The sequence below is a fragment of the Candidatus Microthrix subdominans genome (assembly GCA_016719385.1).
In the GTDB taxonomy this organism is placed as follows: domain Bacteria; phylum Actinomycetota; class Acidimicrobiia; order Acidimicrobiales; family Microtrichaceae; genus Microthrix; species Microthrix subdominans.
In genome coordinates, this window is record JADJZA010000009.1 from 95,682 (window position 1) to 116,405 (window position 20,724).

The following is a 20,724-nucleotide window of genomic DNA, read 5'->3' on the forward strand; positions in this document are numbered from 1 at the left end:
CGCAGCAGCCACCGTCCGTCCTCGGGGTTGAGCAGCTGGGCATCGGGCACGTCGTCAAGCAACGGGGTGAGCCGTTCGACGTAGGCGGGAGCGGCCTGGCCGGCGATCTCGGCGACCGAGCCGAACGGTGGGTAGGCGAGTAGCTGGCGACGCGATCGTTCGGCGGCGACGGCCCGGTCGGGGTCGGCGAGCACGGCGGCGTGCAGTACCGGATGCTCGGGCTCGCGGGTGGGGACGATCACCCGGCCCCCGCCGGCGCGGGGCCCGACCAGTCGGGCCGCCCGGGCCAGCAAGGCCAGCGCCTGCTCGGCCGCCCGGTAGCGGGGCGCCAACAGCTCCTGATCGAAGTCCAAGAACACCACCAGGTCGGCGCTGCCGGCGCGGTGCAGCACGGCCTCGGTGCCAACCACCGGGCCCCGGTCGGGCAGCTTGTCGCGTCCGCCGGAGGCGCCGGTCGCCTCGGCCACGTCGACGCCGAGCAGGGCTGAGGCCTCCTCGACCACACGGCTGACCCCCAGGCGCAGGTTGGCGAAGGCGGTGCCCCGACAGGCGAGGCACACCTCCGGGCGTTCGTGGGCGCAGCGGGGGCAGGTGAAGATCCCCGTTTTGAGCCGGCTGACCGCAGCGTCGCAACGCTCGCAGGTGGCGGTCGCCGAGCAGTTGCGACAGATCGACAACCGTGAGCGACCGGTGCGGTTGAGGACGAACACCGGGCGATGGGCGGCCCGCGCCGCGGCGACGATCCGAGGGTGGAACAGGCCACCCCGGGGGTCCTCGGCCCGGAGGTCGATCAGGTCGATCGGCGGCCACCCCGCCCGTTCGGCGCTTCGCGACAGCGACAGCACCGGCCCGAGGGCCACCGCTTCCTGGCTGGGCACCGGCGAGATCAACAGCAGGGGCACCCCCAGACGGGCGCACCGCTCGACGAGCACCTCGCGGGCGTGCCAGCTGGGCGAGCCCTCCTCCTGGAGCGACTCGTCGTGTTCGTCGACGATGACGACCACCCCCAGGTCGCCCTGGGGCGAAAACGCCGCCGCCCGGGTGCCGACCACCGTCGATCCCCCGGCTTTCGCTGCGGCCCAGGCCCGGTCGTAGGGCACCGCCGTGACGCCGGCCCGACGCAACGCCCGGGTCAGCTGGGCTGCCTGGGCGTGCTCGGGCACGACGACCAGGCCCGGACCCTGCTCCCACCGCTGCGCCAGCCCAGCGAGGACGGCGCCCAGGGGGTCGGCGGCGGGCGCCAGCCGCAGCGTGGCCACCGGATGCTCGAGTGCTGCGGCCACCGCATCGACGACCTCCGCATCGGGGGCGGTCGGGGGCGGACCGGCGGGTGCCGGGTCGGGCAGGGCCGGCACCGCCCGGTGCGGGCTGGCGGTGGTGAGAAACGTTGCCAGGCGTCCGGCCCAGCGCCGTGCCGCCCAGCGGCACAGGTCGATCACCTCGGCCGGCGGCCCGTGACCGGTGATCTTGCGGATCGGTTGGAGGGTCACGCCGTCGGGCGGGGTGACGTCGCACTCGAGCACCCAGCCGCCCACCGGGCGCCCCGCCAGCGCGACGCGCACCATCGAGCCCACCTCGAGTGGGCCGTCGGTCGCGTCGGGGACCGAATAGTCGAACGCCCGCCCGATGCGAGCCGGCTCGGGCAGTACCCGAACGAGCCGCCCCTCGGGCGGGGGGCCGGGCTCAGCCGGCAGAGGGGTGGCGGGCGGGTCCGGGAGCCGAGCCCGCTCCCTCTGGCTCCCCGGGCAACCCAGCCTCCGGCTCCCCGAAGGGCAGCCGGGGCTCGTCCGGGTTGGGTGTGGACCTCGAGCTCAGAGCCCCAGGGCCGAACGGAGGTCGTCCGCCCGGTTGGTCAGCTCCCAGGTGAACCCGGGACCGGTCCGGCCGAAGTGGCCGTAGGCGGCCGTCGGGCGGTAGATCGGGCGTCGCAGGTCGAGGTCGCGCACGATCGCAGCGGGGCGCAGGTCGAACACGTCGCGCACGGCGGCCTCGATCTTCGAGTTCTCGACCGTCTCGGTACCGAAGGTCTCGACGAAGATCGAGATCGGGTGCGCCATGCCGATGGCGTAGGCCACCTGCACCTCGCAGCGGGTGGCGGCGCCGGAGGCGACGACGTTCTTGGCCACCCAGCGGGTGGCGTAGGCGGCGGAACGGTCGACCTTGGAGGGGTCCTTGCCCGAGAAGGCGCCGCCGCCGTGGCGGGCCGAGCCGCCGTAGGTGTCGACGATGATCTTGCGGCCGGTCAGGCCGGCGTCGCCCACCGGGCCGCCGATGACGAAGCGACCGGTCGGGTTGACGTAGACGTCGAAGTCGTCGTTGGCGAAGCGCTCCGGGATCGTCGGCCGGATCACCGACTCGATCAGGTCCGGGCGGATGTCGGCGTCGCGGTCGACGCCCTCGTTGTGCTGGGTGGAGATCAGCACGGCCTTGAGCCCGACCGGCTTGCCATCCTCGTACTCGAAGGTCACCTGGGTCTTGGCGTCCGGACGCAGGTAGGGAATCGTGCCCGCCTTGCGGACCTCGGCCATCCGCTCGGCCAGGCGGTGGGCCGTGTGGATCGGCAGCGGCATCAGCTCCGGGGTCTCGTCGCAGGCGTAGCCGAACATCATGCCCTGGTCGCCGGCGCCCTGCTGGTCGAGCTGGTCCTCTTCGCCGGAGGTGCCCGAACGCACCTCTTCGGAGTCGTCGACGCCCTGAGCGATGTCGACCGACTGCTCATCGATGGCGACGAGCACGCCGCAGGTGGAGCCGTCGTAGCCGACGTCCTCGCGGTCGTAGCCGATGTCGCGGATCGTCTGGCGCACGATCGACTGGATGTCGACGTAGGCCTTGGTGGAGATTTCGCCGGCGACGATCGCCAGGCCGGTGGTCACCATCGTCTCGCAGGCCACCCGGGAGTCGGGATCCTGCTCGAGCAGGGCGTCGAGCACCGAGTCCGAGATCTGGTCGGCCATCTTGTCGGGATGACCTTCGGTCACCGACTCCGACGTAAATGTCCACTTGGCCACGTTGAGCTCCTCAAGGGTTGAAAATCGCGAATTGGTTGAAGGGGGATGAATGGTAGGTGACGGTCGCCACCGAGATGGAAGCGGCCGGGTCTCGTCAGAGGACGCGAGGGCTTAGGACGACGCAGCGCGTGCGGCGGCCAGCGCTCCGGCGCATTCGAGCACCCGCGCTGCCACCGCCGACTTGTCGGTCAGCGGCACGCTGATCCGCTCGCCGGAGTGGCCGAGGATGAGCACCTCGTTGGTGTCGTGGCCGAACCCCACCCCGGGGGCACCGACGTCGTTGACGACGAGCAGGTCGGCGCCCTTGCGCTCGAGTTTGGCGGCTGCGTTGGCCTCGACATCGTCGGTCTCCGCCGCAAAGCCGACCAGCACCTGCGACGCAGGCTTGCGGCGTCCCAGCTCGGCGAGGATGTCCTGGGTGGGGACCAGCTCGATGCTCGGCGCCCCATCGGCCTTTTTCAGCTTGCGGTCGGCGACAGCGGCGGGGGTGAAGTCGGCGACAGCGGCGGCCATGATCACGAGGTCCATGCTTGGGGCAGCCTCGAGCACCGCGTCGGCCATCTCGGCGGCCGACGTCACCTGTCGCCGTTCGATTGCCGGTGATGTCGGGAGCTCGGAGGTGGTCACCAGCGTGACCGCCGCGCCGAGCTGGGCGGCCTCCTCGGCCAGTGCATGGCCCTGCTTGCCGGTCGAGCGGTTGCCGAGGTAGCGCACCGGGTCGATCGCCTCACGGGTTCCCCCGGCCGATACGAGCACCCGTCGGCCGCGCCATCCCATGCCTGCATCGCCGCTTGCGGCGGGAAGCGGGCGGGCCCCGGCGGGAAGGGCGGCGGGTTCGGAGCCGGCGGTGAGCAACTCGATCGCCCGGTCGACGATGCGCTCCGGGCCGGCCAGCCGCCCTTCGCCGACGTCACCACCGGCCAGACGCCCCGACTCGGGATCGACGATGACGACGCCACGGCGGCGCAGCACCGCCAGGTTGTCGACGACCGACGGATGGCGCCACATCTCGGTGTGCATCGCCGGCGCCACCATCACCGGCGCCTCGGTGGCGAGCAGCGTGGCGACCAGCAGGTCGTCGGAGCGTCCCGTCGTCAGGTCGGACAGCACCCGTGCCGTGGCCGGGGCGACCAGCACCAGGTCGGTGCGCTGGCCCAGGCGGGTATGGGGAATGGGATGGGGCCCGTCGAACAGCGAGCTCTGGGCGGGCTCGGAGGCGAGCGCCGAGAACGTGGCCGCCCCCACGAAGCGCTGGGCGCCCTCGGTGAGCACCGGGGCGACGTAGGCCCCGGCATCGATCAGGCGGCGGCATACCTCGATCGCCTTGTAGGCGGCGATGCCACCGGTGACGCCAAGGACGATGTGGCGACCGGCGAGCGGGCCGTCCCCCTCGGTCGCCCCGGTGGCATTCATCGGCGTTCAATCACCTTGGTGGTTCAGCCCGCGGTCGGGTCGTCGGAGTCGTCGGAGGCGTCGCCCGGGTGCACCACGTGGCCCTCATCGTCCAGCTGGACGCCGGCGGGGTTGTCGCGCCCGGGGGCGTTCACCGGCAGGATCTTGTCCGCAGCGATCTCCTCGAAGGCGATCGAGAGCGGCTTAGAGGCATTCGACGCCACCTGCGGCGGGATCGCTCCGCCGGAGGTACGGCCCAGCTGATGCACGTAGTCGTTGATCTGACGCGCACGACGGGCGGCGAGCGTCACCAGCGAGAACTTGGATCCCGCCCGGTCGAGAAGACCTTCCACCTGGGGCTCGATCATCGTGTCGTGGCGGGTGTTCATCGGTGCTGGGGGCTCCTCGTGTGCGGATGGCGGCGCCTGGCGAACGCGCAGCGAACCAGCATAGCGCAGTGGACCGGGTCACAGCCCCGGCCGACGACCGGTGGATCGGGCTACGCCGGGGCCGGGCCGCCCGGTGATCGGCGGGCTCGACGGGCCGATTCGATCAGCGCCTGCAACTCGTCGACCGTCGCCTCGACGTCATCGTTGATCACGACGATGGCATCCATCGCCAGGGCCGCCGCCACCTCTTCATCGGCCTTGATCAGCCGCTGCGCGATGCGCTCGGGGTCGTCGCCACGGCCGCGGAGGCGGGCCTCCTGCTCCACGCGACTGGGTGTATCGATGAACACGCACAGCGCGTCGTCCCAGCGTTCGCGCAGCGCCGTGGCTCCGGCGACGTCTATCTCGAAGACAACGTCGCATCCCGGTGGCGGATCGGGTACCGGGGAACCCTGGCAGTAGTCGAGAAACTCGACCCATTCGAGAAACCCCCCGGAATCGGCGTGGGCGACGAACTCCTCGGTCGTCGCCCACCGGTACGCATCCTCCGCCTCGCCCGGCCGGGGAGCACGGGTGGTCCAGGAGCGGCTGAGCCACAGGCGGGGATCCCGCTCGAGGAGCCGGTGCACCACCGTGCCTTTGCCGACGCCGCCAGGACCGGAGATCACGATGATCAGGCCCGGCTGGTCGGGCTGGGTTGCGTCGATACCGGCCGAGTCGGGTAGGGCCGTGGCGTCGGGCGCAGCCGGGTCGGCGAACACCGCCTCCAAGCGCCGGCGCAGCCGGTCGTCGAGTTCGCCGAGGGTGATCGACTGCGGAAGGCCGAGAGCGTCGAGGGCCCGCCGGGTGAGCACCTTCTTGGCGCCGGGTCGGGCCTCGAGCGCCACCAGCAGCTTCAGCTCGGCCGCCGCCGGGTCTCGATCCGCCTCGAGCCAGAGCCGGTCCAGGGTGAGCGTGCCGTCGGCCAGCCGGTCGAGCAGCCCCTGCCAGCGTCGCCGTGTGGAGGCAACCCAGTCGTGGGCCCGAGCGCGGTCGGCGCTCAACGGAGGGCGAGGGTCGCTCGGACCTCGTCGGCGATCGATGCCGACGCCGCAACCGGGTCGTCCGCCTGGGTGACCGCCCGCCCGACGACCAACAGGTCGGCCCCGGCGGAGATGGCCTCGCCGGGGGTGGCCGGGCGCGCCTGGTCGTGGGTGTCGCCGCCGGCGCTTCGAATGCCGGGCACCACCCGGGTCATCTTGGGGGCGAGGGTGAAGGCGTCGTGCAGATCCTCGGCGGCGAGCACCAGGCCGCCGCAGCCGGCCTCCATCGCCATGCGCATGCGCTCGGCCGCTACATGGGGTGCTGCGGTGTCGTCGCTGGTGAGCACGGTGACCGCCAGCGCCTGGGGGATCATCTGGCCCGCGTTGGCCGCACCCTCGGCCAGACCCTCGACGCCGGCGCGCAACATGTCGGTGCCACCGCTGGCGTGCAGGGTGAGGTAGGTGGCGCCCATCGAGCCGAGCACCCGGCTGGCGCGGCCGACCGTGGTCGGGATGTCGTGCAGCTTGAGGTCGCAGAAGACGTCGAAGCCCAGGTCGGTCAGCGAGGCGATCGCGTTGGGGCCGGCGGCCGAGAACAGCTCGAGGCCCACCTTGACCACCCCGAAGTAGGGCATCAGCGCAATGGCGGTGCGTTCGGCCTGCACCATGTCGTCGGTGTCCAACACCAGGCACAGGTGGTTGCGCACCGACGGCTCGGCCCAATCGGGCTCGTCGGGAACGTCCTCCGACTCGGGATCGACCGAGTGGACGCCGGTTCCGTCGCTCACGTTCACGATGTGGTCCTCTTCCGGTTTGGGGAGAAAGCGGCCTGGACGGCCATGGGCGCGCAGCGACGATACACCGCCTGAGGTGTTGCGCTCATGGGTGGGCCGCACCGATCAGCTCGGCGATCGTCGCCACCCCATGGCTGTCGCACCAGCTCGCCAGCTCGTCGAGCACCCGGATCGTCGCTCGGGGGTCGGCGAAGTTGGCGGTGCCCACCTGCACCGCCGAGGCGCCGGCCATCAACAGCTGCAACGCCGAGTTGGCATCGTGCACCCCGCCGACGCCGACGATGGGCAGCTCGGGCATGGCCCGGGCCACCTCCCACACCGCCCGCACAGCGATCGGGCCCAGGCCCGGCCCCGACACCCCTCCCCCGCCACCGCCCAGCGCCGGGCGGCGACTGTCGGTGTCGATCACCAGGCCGAGCAGGGTGTTGGTCAGGGTCACCGCGTCGGCCCCGGCCCCGGCGCACGCCTCGGCCACCGCCACCAGCGCGTCGGTGTTGGGCGACAGCTTGGCCCAGCGGGGATATGCCAGCCCGGCGGTGGCGGTGATCACGTCGGCGGCGGCGCCGACGTCGTGGGCAAACATCTTCTTGCCGGCCAGGTTTGGGCACGACAGGTTGATCTCGACCGCAACGATCGGGTCGCTCGCCGTCCCGGCGGGCGCATGTTTGGCGAGCGCGTCGGCGGCGACGGCGTAGTCCTCGACGCTGCGACCCCAGATCGACACGACCACCCGGGCTCGGGCCCGGCGGAGCGCAGGAAGCTCGTCGTGCGCCCAGGCGGCGATCCCGGGGCCTTCCAGCCCGACCGAGTTGATCATGCCGGTGCTCAACGGGTGCACCCTGGGCGCCGGGTTGCCCGGCCACGGGCCGGCCGACAGTGACTTGACCACGACCGCACCGAGCTGGGCCAGGTCGACGAAGGCGCCGAGTTCGGCCCCGTGACCGGCGGTGCCCGAAGCGCACATCACCGGGTTTGGCAGGCCAACCGCCCCGACCGCTGTGGTGAGATCAACCACGTTGGTCCGACGCTGCGCCCGGCTCGTCGGCACGGTGATCGGCCGCCGAACTGCGGTCGACGCCGGCCTGGTACTCCTGCAGGGTGCGCACCGCCATCGGGTGGGCCCGGCGGTCGGACATGCCCCGCACGGCGGCGGAGGCGGCCGAGATCGTCGTCATCAGCGGCACGTTGTGCCGACCGGCCGCCTCGCGGATCTCGTGACCGTCCGCCCGGGGGCCGCGACCCCTCGGCGTGTTGATCACCAGGCCGATCTCCCCGTCGGCGATCAGCTCGGGGGCGGTGGCACCCTCGGTGCCCGAATCGGCGTCGGCCACCTTGGTGATCGTGCCGGTGACGGCGATGCCTGCGTCCGCCAGGGCGGTGGCGGTGCCGCCGGTGGCCATCAGCTCGAAGCCGAGGCCGATCAGCCCGCGGGCCACCTCCAAACCGGCCACCTTGTCGCGGTCGGCCAGCGAGAGGAACACGCAGCCGCCCTCGGGCAGGCGATCGCCGGCGGCCAGCTGGGCCTTGGCGAAGGCCAGGCCCGGCGTCAGGTCGATGCCCATCACCTCGCCGGTCGAACGCATCTCGGGCCCGGGCAGCGGGTCGGCCTCCGGGAAGCGGTTGAAGGGCAGCACCGCCTCCTTGACCGCGGTGTGGTCGCCGCTGGACACCTCGCCGAGCAGGCCCTCGGTGCGCAGTTCGCCAAGCGTTGCGCCGGCCATCACCCGGGCGGCGATCTTCACCAGCGGGCGCCCGGTCGCCTTGGCGACGAACGGCACGGTGCGGCTGGCGCGTGGGTTGGCCTCGATGACGAACACCTGGGCGGCGTCGGGGTGGATGCCGGCCCGCTTGACGGCGAACTGGACGTTGATCAGCCCCTTGACGTCGAGCGCCTCGGCGATGCGGCGGGTGGCGTCGCCCAGCACGTCGATGACGCCGGCACCCAGCGTGACCGGCGGGATGACACAGGCCGAGTCGCCCGAGTGCACCCCGGCCTCCTCGACGTGTTCCATGATGCCGCCGATCAGCACCTCGCCGGAGGCGTCGCGGATGGCGTCGACGTCCACCTCGGTGGCGTCCTCGAGGAACCGGTCGACCAGCACGGGTCGGTCGGCGGACAGCCCGCCCTCCCGGCCCAGCGAGCCTTCGAGGGCGAGGGCGGACCAGGCGCGGGCCAGATCGTCGTCGTCGTAGACGATCTCCATCGCCCGGCCACCGAGCACGTAGCTCGGCCGGACCAGCGCCGGATAGCCGATCCGCTCGGTCACCTCACGGGCGCCTTCGAGGGTGGTGGCGGTGCCGCCGGGGGGCTGGGGGATCTCGAGCCGGGCGCACAGCGCGCCCCAACGGTTGCGGTCCTCGGCCAGGTCGATCGAGGCCGGCGAGGTGCCGAGGATCAATTCCTCGGGTAGGTCGCCCGCCAGCTTCAGCGGGGTCTGCCCGCCGAGCGACACGATCACGCCGGCGACCGGGCCGGCCTCGGACTCGGCGTCGATCACCGACTGCACGTCCTCGAGCGTGAGGGGCTCGAAGTACAACCGGCTGGACGTGTCGTAGTCGGTGGACACGGTCTCCGGGTTGCAGTTGACCATCACCGTGTCGTACCCGGCGTCGCGCAGGGCGAAGCTGGCGTGCACGCAGCAGTAGTCGAACTCGATGCCCTGCCCGATTCGGTTGGGCCCCGACCCGAGGATCAGCACCCGCGGGGTGTCCGAGGGTTGCACCTCGGTCTCGTCCTCCCACGTGCTGTAGTGATAGGGCGTGTCCGCCTCGAACTCGGCGGCGCAGGTGTCGACCGTCTTGTAGGTGGGCACGACGCCGGCCGCCAGGCGGGCGGTGCGCACCGTCGCCTCCTCCGCCCCCCACAGGTGGGCGAGCTGGGCGTCGGCAAAGCCCAGCCGCTTGGCCCGCCGCCATCCGGCGCGGCTCAGCGTGTCGGGCGTGGCCGCTTGGATCGTCTCGCGCTCCTCGTAGATCGTCGACATCTCGTCGAGGAACCACGGGTCGATCGCCGTGAGCTCGGCCACCCGCTCGACCCCCCAGCCGCGCCGCAGGGCCTCGCCCACCTCAAAGATGCGATCCGGGGTGGCAACGACCACCCGCCCGGCCAGCTCGTCGTCGTCCACCTCGGCCAGCGCCACCTCGGTCGGGTCGGCGCCCAGGCCGAAGTGGCCGCTCTCGAGCGAACGCAACGATTTTTGCAGAGACTCGGGGAAGGTGCGCCCGATCGACATCACCTCGCCCACCGCCTGCATCTGGGTGCCGAGGACCTCGGGGACGCCGGGGAACTTTTCGAAGTTCCAGCGCGGCACCTTGGTGACGACGTAGTCGATCACCGGCTCGAAGCAGGCCGGGGTCTTCTCGGTGATGTCGTTGGGGATCTCGTCCAGCGTGTAGCCAACCGCCAGCCGGGCGGCGATCTTGGCGATCGGGAACCCGGTCGCCTTGCTGGCCAGCGCCGAGGACCGGCTGACCCGGGGGTTCATCTCGATGACGACCAGGTCACCGTTGGCCGGGTTGACCGCAAACTGTACGTTGGACCCGCCGGTCTCCACCCCGACCCGCCGGATGCAGGCGAATGCGGCGTCGCGCATCGTCTGGTACTCGACGTCGGAGAGGGTCTGGGCCGGGGCGACGGTGATCGAGTCCCCGGTGTGCACGCCCATCGGGTCGAAATTCTCGATCGAGCAGACGATCACGCAGTTGTCGGCGCCGTCTCGCATCACCTCCAGCTCGAACTCCTTCCAGCCGAGGATCGACTGCTCGATCAGGATCTCCGAGATCGGGCTGGCCTCCAGGCCGCGCTGGGCCAGGCGGGTGAACTCCTCGGGCGTCGAGGCGATGCCGGTGCCCCGCCCGCCCAGGATGTAGGCCGGTCGGATGATGGCGGGCAGCCCCAGCTCGGCGGCGACCGCCTCGGCCTCGGCCATGTTGTGGGCGATGCCGGAGTCGGGCACGGACAGGCCGATCTCGATCATCGCGTCCTTGAACTGCGAGCGGTCCTCGGCGGTGGCGATCGACTCGGCGTTGGCGCCGATCAGCTCGATGCCGAGGCGATCGAGGGTGCCCGCCTCGTGCAGTTCCATCGCCAGGTTGAGGGCGGTCTGGCCGCCCAGCGTGGCGAGCACGGCGTCGGGCCGCTCCCGTTCGAGGATGGCGGTCAGCACCTCGACGTCGAGGGGCTCGACGTAGGTCGCATCGGCGAAGTCCGGGTCGGTCATGATCGTGGCCGGGTTGGAGTTGGCCAGGATCACCCGGTAGCCCTCCTCGCGCAACACGCGGCAGGCCTGGGTGCCCGAGTAGTCGAACTCGCAGGCCTGGCCGATCACGATCGGGCCGGACCCGATCAGCAGAATCGATTCGAGGTCGTCACGACGCGGCATGCTGGCTCCCGGCGTGGGTTTCGAGGCGGCGGGGGGCGCACGGCGGCGCGGTGGGGACAGGGGGGGAGGCCATCGAAAGGAGCAAGTTAGCAGCCGACGGCCGGGCGTCCGATATGGGGGTCGGGGCCGCTCAATCCTTGGTCGAGGCGCGTCGCCCAACGCCTCGATGTAGGCGATCACCTGGTCGAGCTGGGCGTCGTCGAGTGGCACCATGGGCATGATTGGCTTGAACCCGTCGACGATCTCGCTCGACGGATCGGTGATCGCCCGCTCGAGGTACTCGCGGTCGGCGGTCACGGTGCTGCCGTCCTCCAAGGTCACCTCGGACCCGGCCAGCCCCGCCCAGCTGGGCCCGCGGGCGTTGTCGTCCCCTGAGGCCGAATGACACTGCGTGCAGCCCCGATCGCGAGCGATGTCGCGGCCCGCGGCGGCGTCGCCGGTGAGGCCGTCGGTGTCGGTGTTGCCGCACGCCCCGAGTGCGAGGGTCGCCGCAACGCACAGCCCAACCGCTCCGGCCAGGAGTCGCAGGGGACGAGGGCGCCGTGAAGGAGGGTTCCTCTGGTGTTCGAGAGCACCGGAATGGCGGAGTGTGTGAGGGGGCATCGTCACCCAGCGTACCGTCGGGCAGCGTGCCAAGATGTCCCGATGCGGTTTGCCGTCACCCAGACCTATCCGATCAGTCGCGATGAGGTGCTCGAGATGTACACCGGCACCGAGATGTGGGGGGAACTGTCCGGGTTCACCAAGGTGTCGGTGCCGGAGGTGGTCGACCGAACGAAGAAGGGCGACCTGGTGACGGTGCGCCTGCGCTACCGGTTCATCGCTCCCCTGCCCACTGCGGCGACCGCTGTGGTCAACCGCGACAAGTTGGTCTGGATCGAGGAGACGGTGACCGACCTCTCGGCCGGGACCGCCACCGTCGACTTCCAGCCCGAGAACTACGCCAGCAAGCTGGCGGCCTCGGCCGCAATTCGCTACGAGCAGCTCGACGACGCGGCCAGCCGGACCGTGCAAGGTGATCTGAGGGTCAAGGTGCTGTTCGTCGGCGGCCAAGTTGAAAAGGCCATCACCTCGGGGCTGAGCGATCACCTGGCCCAGGAGGAGCGTGCGGTGCTCGACACGCTCAAGCCCGCCGGCTAAGTCGACCGGCGGCGCCGCCTCAGGTAGCGCGGGCGTCCATCAGCGCGGCAAAGCGGTTGAACATGTAACCGCTGTCGTGGGGGCCGGGGCCCGCTTCGGGGTGGTACTGGACGCCCAGGGCGGCCACCTCGGTGCCGACGAACCCCTCAAGGGTCTGGTCGTTGAGGTTGATGTGGGTGAGCTCCACGCCGGCGATGCCCTGCGGGTCGACGCAGTAGTTGTGGTTCTGGCTGGTGATCTCGATCGTGTTGGTCAGCGTGTCCTGCACCGGGTGGTTGCCGCCGTGGTGCCCGAACGGCAGCTTGTAGGTGCTGGCCCCCAGGGCAGTCGCCAGCAGCTGGTGGCCCATGCACACGCCGAAGACCGGCACCTGCCCGAGCAGTTCGGCGATCATCGCCGGGGCGTGGGTCACCGCCGCCGGGTCGCCGGGGCCGTTGGACAGAAACACGCCGTCGGGCTCGAGGGCCAGGATGTCATCGGAGCTCGAGCCGGCCGGCACCACGGTGACGGTGGCGAGCGGTTGGAGGTGGGCCAACAGGCTGGCCTTCATCCCGTAGTCAACGGCGACGACCCGGCGGGGACCACCGGGGCGAACATAGGGCTCCGGGGTGGTCACCAAGCGGGTCAGGTCGGTGTTGTCGGTGCCGGTGGCACTGGATGCGGCGGCCCGCAGATCGGTTTCGTTCGCAGTGCCGAATACGCCCGGCACTGCGCCGTGGTTGCGCAGGTGACGGGTGAGGCGACGGGTGTCCACCCCGGCGATGCCGGCGATGCCGTGGCGCTTCAGCCACTCGTCCAGGCTCAGCTCGGCGCGCCAGCTGCTGTGGCGACGGGCCAGGTCGCGGACGACGATGCCGGCGCAGCTGGGCCGGGTCGACTCGTCGTCGAGGTCGGTCGTTCCGGTGTTGCCGATGTGGGGATAGGTGAAGGTGACGATCTGACCGGCGTAGCTCGGGTCGGACAGCACCTCCTGGTAGCCGGAGAGCACGGTGTTGAACACCACCTCACCGCTGCTGATCCCGCTCTCGGGGGTGGCACCGATCGCCTCTCCCTCAAAGAGCGACCCATCGCTCAGTACCAGTGCAGCCTCGGTCACGCTCACGCCAGTCCTCTCAACAGCTCAACCCCACCCGGTCGGCCGGGTCGGTTCCGCCGGACACCGTACCGGCGCACGCGCGATCACCCGGAACTCGGGCGCACCGCCCGCTCCACACCTGCACCACACCCGCTCCACACCTGCACCACACCCGCTCCACACCTGCACCACACCCGCTCCACACCCGCAACTGGGGAGCCCAAACAACCACCAGGGCGCGGTGTGCACTCCCGAGTTGGCGACCCACCCGCAACTGGGGAGCCCAAACAACCACCAGGGCGCGGTGTGCACTCCCGAGTTCGGGTTTGGGCGGGTGTGGGTGTCGGTTTGGGTGGGTGTCGGTTTGGGTGGGTGTCGGTTTGGGTGGGTGGGGGTGGCCGGCCGGCCGGGTCAGCGTTGGGGCGCGCCGTCGATCACCACCGGCTCGCCTGCGCACACCGTGTGGCGCACCTTCCCGGTCACCCGACGCCCCGCATAGGGCACGTTGCGGCTGCGGGACGCACCGCCGGTGTCGTCGATCGTCCAGGCGGCGCTCGGGTCGATCACGCACAGGTTGGCGGGTGCCCCAACCGCCACCGGCCGTCCCTGCTCGCCCATGCGGCCGATGGCGGCGGGGCGCACCGACAGCAACTCGATCACCGCATCGAGCGGCAGATCCAGCTCGGTGAGCGCCAGCGCCAGCGCGTACTCCAGGCCCAGCATGCCGGGAGGGGCCTGGTCGAAGGGCAGCTCCTTGCTGTCCGGCGTGTGGGGGGCGTGGTCGGTGGCGATGGCGTCGATCGTCCCGTCGGCCAGGCCCGCCTTCACCGCGGCCACGTCGGCTGGAGTGCGCAGGGGCGGGTGCACCTTGAAGAGCGGGTCGTAACCCACACAGACCTCGTCGGTCAGCGTGAAGTGATGGGGGGCCGCCTCGGCGGTGATCGCCTGGCCGGCGGCCTTCGCCTGACGCACCAGGTCGACCGAGCGGGCAGTCGAGAGGTGCAGGAAGTGCACCGGGGTGCCGGTCAGGCGGCTGAGCGCGATGTCGCGCATCACCATCAGTTCCTCGGCCTCCGCCGGCTGTCCGCTGAGACCCAGGCGGGATGAGACCAAGCCCTCGTGCATGCACGTGCCCTGCGACAACGAGGTCACCTCGCAGTGCTGGGCCAGGATGACGCCCAGCCCGCCGGCGTACTCGAGCGCACGACGCATCAGCGCGTCGTCCTGCACGCCGCTGCCGTCATCGGTGAACAGCGAGACGCCGAGGGCGGCCATCTCGGCCATCGGGGCCAACCGCTCCCCCGCCCGGTCGACCGTGATCGCACCGGAGGTATGCACGGCGCACGGTGCGGACCGACCCAGCTCGAGCACCTCGCGCACCACCTCGGCAGAGTCGATCGTCGGCGTGGTGTTGGGCATGGCCAACACGGCGGTGAACCCGCCGAGGGCGGCGGCGCGACCGCCGCTCTCGATCGTCTCGGCCTCCTCCTTGCCCGGCTGGCGCAGGTGCGTGTGCAGGTCGACGAGCCCCGGGGAGACGACGCAGTCACCGCAGTCCAACGTGATGTCGGCGGTCGCCTCGGTCGCCTCGGGGCCGACGGCTGCCACCAGGCCGTCGCGCACCAGGACATCGGCGGATGTGCCGTCCCCGCTGTCGCCCGGTGTCCAGGGGCGTCCGCCCCGGAGCTTGACCGTCGGGTTGGGACCAGTGCTCATCGGTGCTCCTCGGGGGGCGGCGGCCCGCTGCCTGCTCGGTCGCCGTCTGCTCGGTCGGTGTCTGCTCCGTCGATGTCCTGGCCCGGCTCGGCAGGCCCGGCGGTATCGGGGTTGGCGGTATCGGGGTTGGCGACCAACGCCCAGAACAGCACCGCCATGCGGGTGGGAACGCCGCTGGCCACCTGGGCGGTGATCAGGGAGCGGGGATCGTCGGCCGCCTCCGACGAGATCTCGAGCCCTCGCACCATCGGGCCGGGGTGCATCAGGTGGGCGTCGGCGCCGATGAGCCCCAGGCGCCGGGCGGTCAGCCCGTAGGTGGCGGTGTACTCCCGCAGCGTGGGGATCAGCGCCTCGCTCATGCGCTCCCGCTGGATCCTCAGCACGTAGACGACGTCGGCGGTGGCAAGCGCCGCGTCCAGGTCGTGGCCGACCCGCACCGGAAACGAGGCCACCTCGGGAGGCAACAGGGTGGGCGGGGCGACCAGCGTCACCTCGGCGCCAAGCGCGGTCATCGCTGCGATGTTCGAGCGGGCCACCCGGCTGTGGCGCACATCGCCCACCATGACGACGTGCATGCCGTCGAGGCCCGGCCGGTCGAGGCGTCGGGTCAGCGTGTAGGTGTCGAGCAGCGCCTGGGTGGGGTGGCCGTGCTGGCCATCGCCCGCGTTGATCACCGAGGCGTCGGTCCAGCGGCTGATCTGGTGCGGAACCCCCGACGAACGGTGCCGCACCACGTAGGCATCAACCCGCATGGCGTCGATCGTCATAATCGTGTCTCGCACCGACTCGCCCTTGCTCATCGACGAGCTGCCCGACGAGAACCCCATCACGTCGGCCGACAGGCGGCGCGCCGCTGCCTCGAAGCTGAGCCGGGTGCGGGTCGAGTCCTCGAAGAAGCAGCTGACGACGGTGCGGCCCCGCAGCGCCGGGCTCTTGGGGATCGGCCGCGAGCTCACCTCGACCATCGTGTCGGTCAGCGTGTGCAGCTCCTCGAGGCCGGATCGGCCAAGGGATTCGATGTCCAGCAGGTCGCTCACCGGGGTTGCCTCACTTCACCAGCTCGCCCAGGTCGACCCCGTCGGGGCCGACATCGACCAGCTCCACCCGGCGGGTGGGCACCACCCGACCGACGTAATCCGGCGCGATCGGCAGCTCCCGGTGGCCGCGATCGACCATGACCGCCAGCTGCACCGCCCTGGGACGCCCCCAGTCGGCCAGCGCGTCGAGCGCCGCCCGCACGGTTCGCCCGGTGAACAACACGTCATCGGTGAGCACGACGGTCATGCCGGTGAGGTCGACCGGGATCGAGGTGGCCGCCTGGGGCAGCAACGGCCGGATGCCGACGTCGTCGCGGTGCATGACCACGTCGAGGGTGCCCACCGGCGGCGCAGCGACTGCTTCGGAGCTGGCGGCCGTGTCGAGCGCCGCCACCTCGACGGCCAGCTGGCGGGCCAGCTCGATGCCGCCGGTCTGCAACCCGATCAGCACGAGCGACCCGGTGCCCTCGTTGCGTTCGATGATCTCGCCGGCCATGCGCCGCCGGGCACGGTCCAGATCGTCGGCGTCCATCACCCGCACGCGGGGATGAAACGTGCCCCCGTAGGGCCGGGCCAGGCGCCGTTCGCGTTCAGCCATCGCCGCGCTGGGCCGAGCCGTGGCCCGTGCCGTCGGATCGAACGTCGTCGGCGAGCGTGGCCAGCACGCCGTTGACGAAGCTGCCCGAGTCGTCGGTGCCGTAGGTCTTGGCCAGCTCGACCGCCTCGTTCAACACGACCGCTGTCGGGATGTCGGGCCGTTCGGTCAGCTCCCAGACGGCCAGCCGCAGCACGGCCCGATCGATCGCCCCGAGGCGATGGATCGGCCAGTCGCCCGTGCGCTCGCCGAGCAGTTGATCGAGGCGTTCCTGGTTGGCCTCCACCCCGGCCAGCACCTCGGCGGTGTACTCGTCGGGTTCGACGACCACGTCGGCGACCATCGCCTCGGCGCCGAGGCTGCGGATCTCCGCCTCGTACAACAACAGCAACGCCTGCTCGCGCGCCTCGCGCCGGCCGCCGAGGACCGGGGACGGCACCGGGTCGCCCGCACCCTCAGGCACGGGTGAGGTACTCGCCGGTTCGGGTGTCCACCTTGACCGTGTCGGACTGGTTGACGAACAACGGGACCTGGAGGGTCTTGCCGGTCGACAGGGTGGCCGGCTTGGTGCCGCCCGAGGAGCGGTCGCCCTGAACGCCGGGTTCGGTCTGGGTGATCTCGAGGTCGACCGACGCCGGCAGGTCGATGCCGATGATCTCGTCGCCGTAGAACACGACGACGGCGGTGGAGTTGTCGGCCAGGTAGTCGGCTGCATCGCCCACGGTTTCGGGCGGCACGTGCAGCTGCTCGTAGGTGTTGGAGTCCATGAAGACGAAGTCGGCCCCGTCCCGGTACAGCATCGACATCTCGTTCTTGTCGACGATGGCCCGCTCCATCTTCTCGCCGGAACGCATCGTGCGCTCGAGCACGGCGCCGGTGCGGACGTTCTTCAGCTTGGTCCGCACGAAGGCGTGCCCCTTGCCGGGCTTCACGTGCTGGAACTCCACCAGGGTGAACAACCCGTCGTCGAGGTCGAGCGTCATCCCGTTCTTGAAGTCGGCGGTGGAGATTTGGGCCATGCGGTACCTCTGCTGTCTGGGGGGCGGCCCGTCAAGGCTAGTGGATGCCCTGGATCAGCCTTGGTCGAGCAGGTGGGCGACCGCCTCGATCGCCAGGCGGTATCCGTCGCCGCCGAACCCGGCGATCGTGCCGGTGGCCACCGGTGCCACCACCGAGGTTCGCCGCCAGGGTTCGCGGGCGTCGGGGTTGGACAGGTGCAGCTCGATCACCGGTCCCTCGAACGCGGCGAGCGCATCGTGCAGCGCCCAGGAGTAGTGGGTGAACGCACCGGGGTTGACGACGATGGCCCGGTGGCGGCCACGGGCTCGGTGCACCGCCTCCACCGCGTCGGCCTCGGCGTTGGTCGCCATCGCCTCGACCGCCAGTCCGAGCGCAGCTGCGGTCGTGGTGGCGGTCTCGACGTGGTCGGCCAGGGTGGCGGTACCGTAGATCTCCGGTTCCCGGCTGCCCAACAGGTTGAGGTTGGGCCCCGACAACAACAGCACCGTGGCTCGATCGTCGGCCGTGGCCGGGGCGCTCATCGGGTGGTCGTCGCTATCGGGTGGCATGCAGGGCCTCGACGATCAACCCGACGGGCACATCGGTCACCAGCTCGACCCCGTCGGGGCCGTCGAGCACGAAGGTCAGGCCGTCGAGCGCCTTCTTGTCGCGGCCCATCGCCGCCAGCAGGTCGTCGTCGCCCAGCGACGGATCCAGCCGGTCGACCAGCTCGTAGGAGGCGATCACCCGTCGGTGTTCGGCCACCGCGGCGGCATCGATGCGTCCCAGCCGCTGCGCCAGCTCGGCGGCGAAGATCAACCCCACCGCGACCGCCTCGCCGTGGGCCAGTGCGTGGTCGCTCACGGTTTCGATGGCGTGGGCCAGCGTGTGGCCGTAGTTGAGGATGGCCCGTCGGCCGCCCTCGCGCTCGTCGGAGGCGACGACCTCGGCCTTGATCTCGACGCAGCGGGCCACCCGGTCGACCAGGCTCAGGTCGTCGAGTCGACCGCCGCCCAGCCAGTGGTACTTGGCCACCTCGCCCATGCCGCAGCGCCACTCCCGCGGCGACAGCGTGTCGAGCGTCTCGGTGTCGCAGATCACCGCCGAGGGTTGCCAGAAGGCGCCGACCAGGTTCTTGCCCTCGGGCAGGTTGACGCCGGTCTTGCCGCCGATCGCCGCGTCGACCTGGGCGAGCAGCGTGGTGGCCACGTGCACGACCGGCAGGCCACGGTGGTAGCTGGCGGCGGCGAATCCGGCCACGTCGGTGACGAGGCCGCCGCCGAGGCCGACGACGCAGTCGGCGCGGTTGATGCCGGCCCGGGCAAACGACGACGTCAGCGCCTCGATCGCGGCCAGGTTCTTGTGGGCCTCGCCGCCGTCGATCGTGTGCACCGACACCGCCACGTCGAGCGCCGCCAGCGTCGAGTCCAGCCACGGCTGGTCGGCCTCGGTCACCAGGGCGACCCGGCGCGTCCCGGCCGGCAGCATCGAACCCAGTTGAAGGCGGGTCCCGTCACCGACCCGGACGTCGTAGGAGCGGTCCCCCAGATCGACGTTGACCTCTCGAACCGGCGCAGTCGTGTTGGGCACGTGTCGATCCTACCGGTCGTTGCCGCCGCCCACGCCGGTGGGTTGGGGTTGCGCCGGGAACTGGAGCAGCGCTGCGATCTGGTCGACCACCTGCGCCGGGTCGACGGCGGCGTCGATGCGATGGCCGGCGGTGGCCTCGTACAGCGGGCTGCGGGCCGCGGCCAGCTCGGCCAGGCGGAGGGCAGGATCGCCATCGTTGAGCAGCGGGCGGGGCGTGGCATCCGAGCCGAGTCGGTCGAGCAGTTGTCCGACCGGGACGTCGAGCCACACCACCGTCGAGCGGGTGACCAGGGTGGCCCGGTTGGCCTCGGAGGTGACGATGCCGCCGCCGGTGGCGACGACCACCTCGGTCGGGAGGGCCAGCACGCCGCGCAGCACCTCGGTCTCGACGGTGCGGAAGTGGTCCTCCCCCCGTTCGAACAGCTCGGGAATCGACTGCCCGGTCACCGCCTCGATCCGGTCGTCGAGATCCACCCAGCGCCAGCCCAACCGCTCGGCGAGCAGCCGGGCCACGGTGGACTTACCCGAGCCGGGCAGCCCGACGAGCGCCACGGGCAGTGCGCCGAGGTTCGGCGTGACCGGTGCCGTCACGGGTCGTCTCCGGCGCACCGGCGTCGGCAGGGGGGTCCCCTCGGTGGCATCCGCAGTCATGGCCAAACGCTAACCGGGCCGCCGGGTCGCTCGGTCCGCCCGGCGCGTCGGGCAAGCGCTTCGATTACCGCTCACGTCCCAGCTGGTCGAGGGCGGCGGCCGACATCGCATCGAGGGGCGCATCGAGGTCGGTCCACCAGGTGAAGACCTCGGCGGAGACGCCGACCAACAGCTCGACGCCGCCCAGGGTCGACAGGCCCCGACCCTTCGCTGCGACGAGCAGCGGCGTCTCGGTCGGGTGATACACCGCGTCGATCACCCAACACCGGGGAGACAGCAGCTCGACCTGCGCCAGCGCATGCTGTGGAGCAGGCCCCCCGATCATGCCGACCGGTGTGGTGTTGGCGACCAGGTCGGCGCCGCCCCAACCGGCGTCGTCGACCCGGTCGAGCGCCACGCCGACCCCGACCGCCCCGGCCAGCTGCGCCACCTCACGGGCGGCGTCGGCCCGGCGGGCGGCAACGGTCACCCGGGCGGCGCCGGCGCCGGCCAGCGCCGCGGTGAGCGCCCGAGCGGTGCCGCCGGCCCCCAGCACGATCGCGTTGCGCCCTGCCGCGTCCCAGCCGGCGGCTGAGAGGGCGTGGAGGAAACCGGTGCCGTCGGTGTTGTGGCCGACGAGCGACGTACCCACCCGCTTGGTGGCGTTGACAACGCCGAGCGAGACCGCCGCCGGGGTGAGCTCGTCGCAGCACGCTGCAGCGGTCGCCTTGTGCGGCATCGTCACCGACAGGCCTTCCAGACCGAGCGCCACCGCCCCCCGCAGTGCCGCCTCGACCCCGCCCGGCCGCACCGGCAGGGCGACGTAGGCCCAGTCGAGGCCGTGGGCGGCATAGGCGGCGTTGTGGATGGCGGGCGACAGGGAGTGCCGCACCGGATCGCCGATCACCCCCGCCAAGCGGGTGGCGCCGGAGATCAACTCGGGCGAGCGCACCCG

Annotated in this window: 18 protein-coding genes and 1 pseudogene; 1 reads left to right on the forward strand and 18 read right to left on the reverse strand. The window is 71.5% G+C overall.

The genetic code is table 11. The annotated features are described in order from the left end of the window. Positions 1–1,364 precede the first annotated feature (1,364 nt). From IPN02_16960 to carB, 8 genes and pseudogenes are all read right to left on the reverse strand, one after another. Positions 1,365–1,754 (reverse strand): annotated as a pseudogene (locus IPN02_16960) (hypothetical protein). A gap of 57 nt (positions 1,755–1,811) precedes the next feature. Then, on the reverse strand, positions 1,812–3,008 hold the full coding sequence (locus tag IPN02_16965; protein ID MBK9298478.1) for a methionine adenosyltransferase: 1,197 nt from the start codon (positions 3,006–3,008) through the stop codon (positions 1,812–1,814). Between the two features lie 111 nt (positions 3,009–3,119). After that, positions 3,120–4,421 carry a bifunctional phosphopantothenoylcysteine decarboxylase/phosphopantothenate synthase gene (locus tag IPN02_16970; protein ID MBK9298479.1) on the reverse strand — a complete coding sequence of 434 codons (1,302 nt, stop codon included), beginning with the start codon at positions 4,419–4,421 and terminating at the stop codon, positions 3,120–3,122. Positions 4,422–4,444: 23 nt separating this feature from the next. Continuing rightward, positions 4,445–4,768: a DNA-directed RNA polymerase subunit omega gene (gene rpoZ, locus IPN02_16975; protein MBK9298480.1), complete on the reverse strand. Its 324-nt coding sequence runs from the start codon at positions 4,766–4,768 to the stop codon at positions 4,445–4,447. A gap of 131 nt (positions 4,769–4,899) precedes the next feature. Continuing rightward, positions 4,900–5,832: a guanylate kinase gene (locus tag IPN02_16980; protein ID MBK9298481.1), complete on the reverse strand. Its 933-nt coding sequence runs from the start codon at positions 5,830–5,832 to the stop codon at positions 4,900–4,902. After that, a complete protein-coding gene (gene pyrF / locus IPN02_16985; protein ID MBK9298482.1) occupies positions 5,829–6,479 on the reverse strand; it encodes an orotidine-5'-phosphate decarboxylase in 651 nt (216 codons plus the stop codon). Before pyrF ends, IPN02_16980 begins: the two co-directional genes overlap by 4 nt. A gap of 211 nt (positions 6,480–6,690) precedes the next feature. Next, positions 6,691–7,569, reverse strand: coding sequence for a dihydroorotate dehydrogenase (locus IPN02_16990; protein MBK9298483.1), 879 nt, complete (start codon positions 7,567–7,569; stop codon positions 6,691–6,693). 43 nt (positions 7,570–7,612) lie between these two features. Then, positions 7,613–11,590 carry a carbamoyl-phosphate synthase large subunit gene (carB, locus tag IPN02_16995; GenBank protein ID MBK9298484.1) on the reverse strand — a complete coding sequence of 1,326 codons (3,978 nt, stop codon included), beginning with the start codon at positions 11,588–11,590 and terminating at the stop codon, positions 7,613–7,615. A 42-nt stretch (positions 11,591–11,632) separates the two neighbouring features. On the opposite strand from carB, the gene IPN02_17000 reads away from it, so the two are divergent. Then, complete coding sequence (locus IPN02_17000; GenBank protein ID MBK9298485.1) at positions 11,633–12,127, forward strand: DUF2505 family protein; 495 nt, start codon at positions 11,633–11,635, stop codon at positions 12,125–12,127. A gap of 19 nt (positions 12,128–12,146) precedes the next feature. On the opposite strand, the gene carA is transcribed toward IPN02_17000, so the two are convergent. The 10 genes from carA to IPN02_17050 all read right to left on the reverse strand — a co-directional run bounded on the left by carA (position 12,147) and on the right by IPN02_17050 (position 20,721). Beyond that, positions 12,147–13,229, reverse strand: a complete 1,083-nt coding sequence (gene carA / locus IPN02_17005) for a glutamine-hydrolyzing carbamoyl-phosphate synthase small subunit (GenBank protein MBK9298486.1) — start codon at positions 13,227–13,229, stop codon at positions 12,147–12,149. Positions 13,230–13,613: 384 nt separating this feature from the next. Beyond that, the gene (locus IPN02_17010) at positions 13,614–14,918 is read right to left on the reverse strand and encodes a dihydroorotase (GenBank protein ID MBK9298487.1); all 1,305 of its coding nucleotides are present in this window, start codon (positions 14,916–14,918) and stop codon (positions 13,614–13,616) included. Further along, positions 14,915–15,955: an aspartate carbamoyltransferase catalytic subunit gene (locus IPN02_17015; GenBank protein ID MBK9298488.1), complete on the reverse strand. Its 1,041-nt coding sequence runs from the start codon at positions 15,953–15,955 to the stop codon at positions 14,915–14,917. The genes IPN02_17010 and IPN02_17015 overlap by 4 nt, the downstream gene beginning before the upstream one ends. Before the next feature lie 10 nt (positions 15,956–15,965). Beyond that, the gene (gene pyrR / locus IPN02_17020; GenBank protein MBK9298489.1) at positions 15,966–16,553 is read right to left on the reverse strand and encodes a bifunctional pyr operon transcriptional regulator/uracil phosphoribosyltransferase PyrR; all 588 of its coding nucleotides are present in this window, start codon (positions 16,551–16,553) and stop codon (positions 15,966–15,968) included. Beyond that, a complete protein-coding gene (nusB, locus tag IPN02_17025; protein ID MBK9298490.1) occupies positions 16,546–16,989 on the reverse strand; it encodes a transcription antitermination factor NusB in 444 nt (147 codons plus the stop codon). Before nusB ends, pyrR begins: the two co-directional genes overlap by 8 nt. A 16-nt stretch (positions 16,990–17,005) precedes the next feature. After that, positions 17,006–17,569: an elongation factor P gene (efp, locus tag IPN02_17030; protein ID MBK9298491.1), complete on the reverse strand. Its 564-nt coding sequence runs from the start codon at positions 17,567–17,569 to the stop codon at positions 17,006–17,008. 54 nt (positions 17,570–17,623) lie between these two features. Next, positions 17,624–18,091: a 3-dehydroquinate dehydratase gene (locus IPN02_17035; GenBank protein MBK9298492.1), complete on the reverse strand. Its 468-nt coding sequence runs from the start codon at positions 18,089–18,091 to the stop codon at positions 17,624–17,626. Positions 18,092–18,104: 13 nt separating this feature from the next. Next, positions 18,105–19,139, reverse strand: a complete 1,035-nt coding sequence (locus IPN02_17040) for a 3-dehydroquinate synthase (GenBank protein ID MBK9298493.1) — start codon at positions 19,137–19,139, stop codon at positions 18,105–18,107. 9 nt (positions 19,140–19,148) lie between these two features. Then, the gene (locus IPN02_17045; GenBank protein MBK9298494.1) at positions 19,149–19,790 is read right to left on the reverse strand and encodes an AAA family ATPase; all 642 of its coding nucleotides are present in this window, start codon (positions 19,788–19,790) and stop codon (positions 19,149–19,151) included. Between the two features lie 64 nt (positions 19,791–19,854). After that, a complete protein-coding gene (locus IPN02_17050; protein MBK9298495.1) occupies positions 19,855–20,721 on the reverse strand; it encodes a shikimate dehydrogenase in 867 nt (288 codons plus the stop codon). Positions 20,722–20,724: the final 3 nt, after the last annotated feature.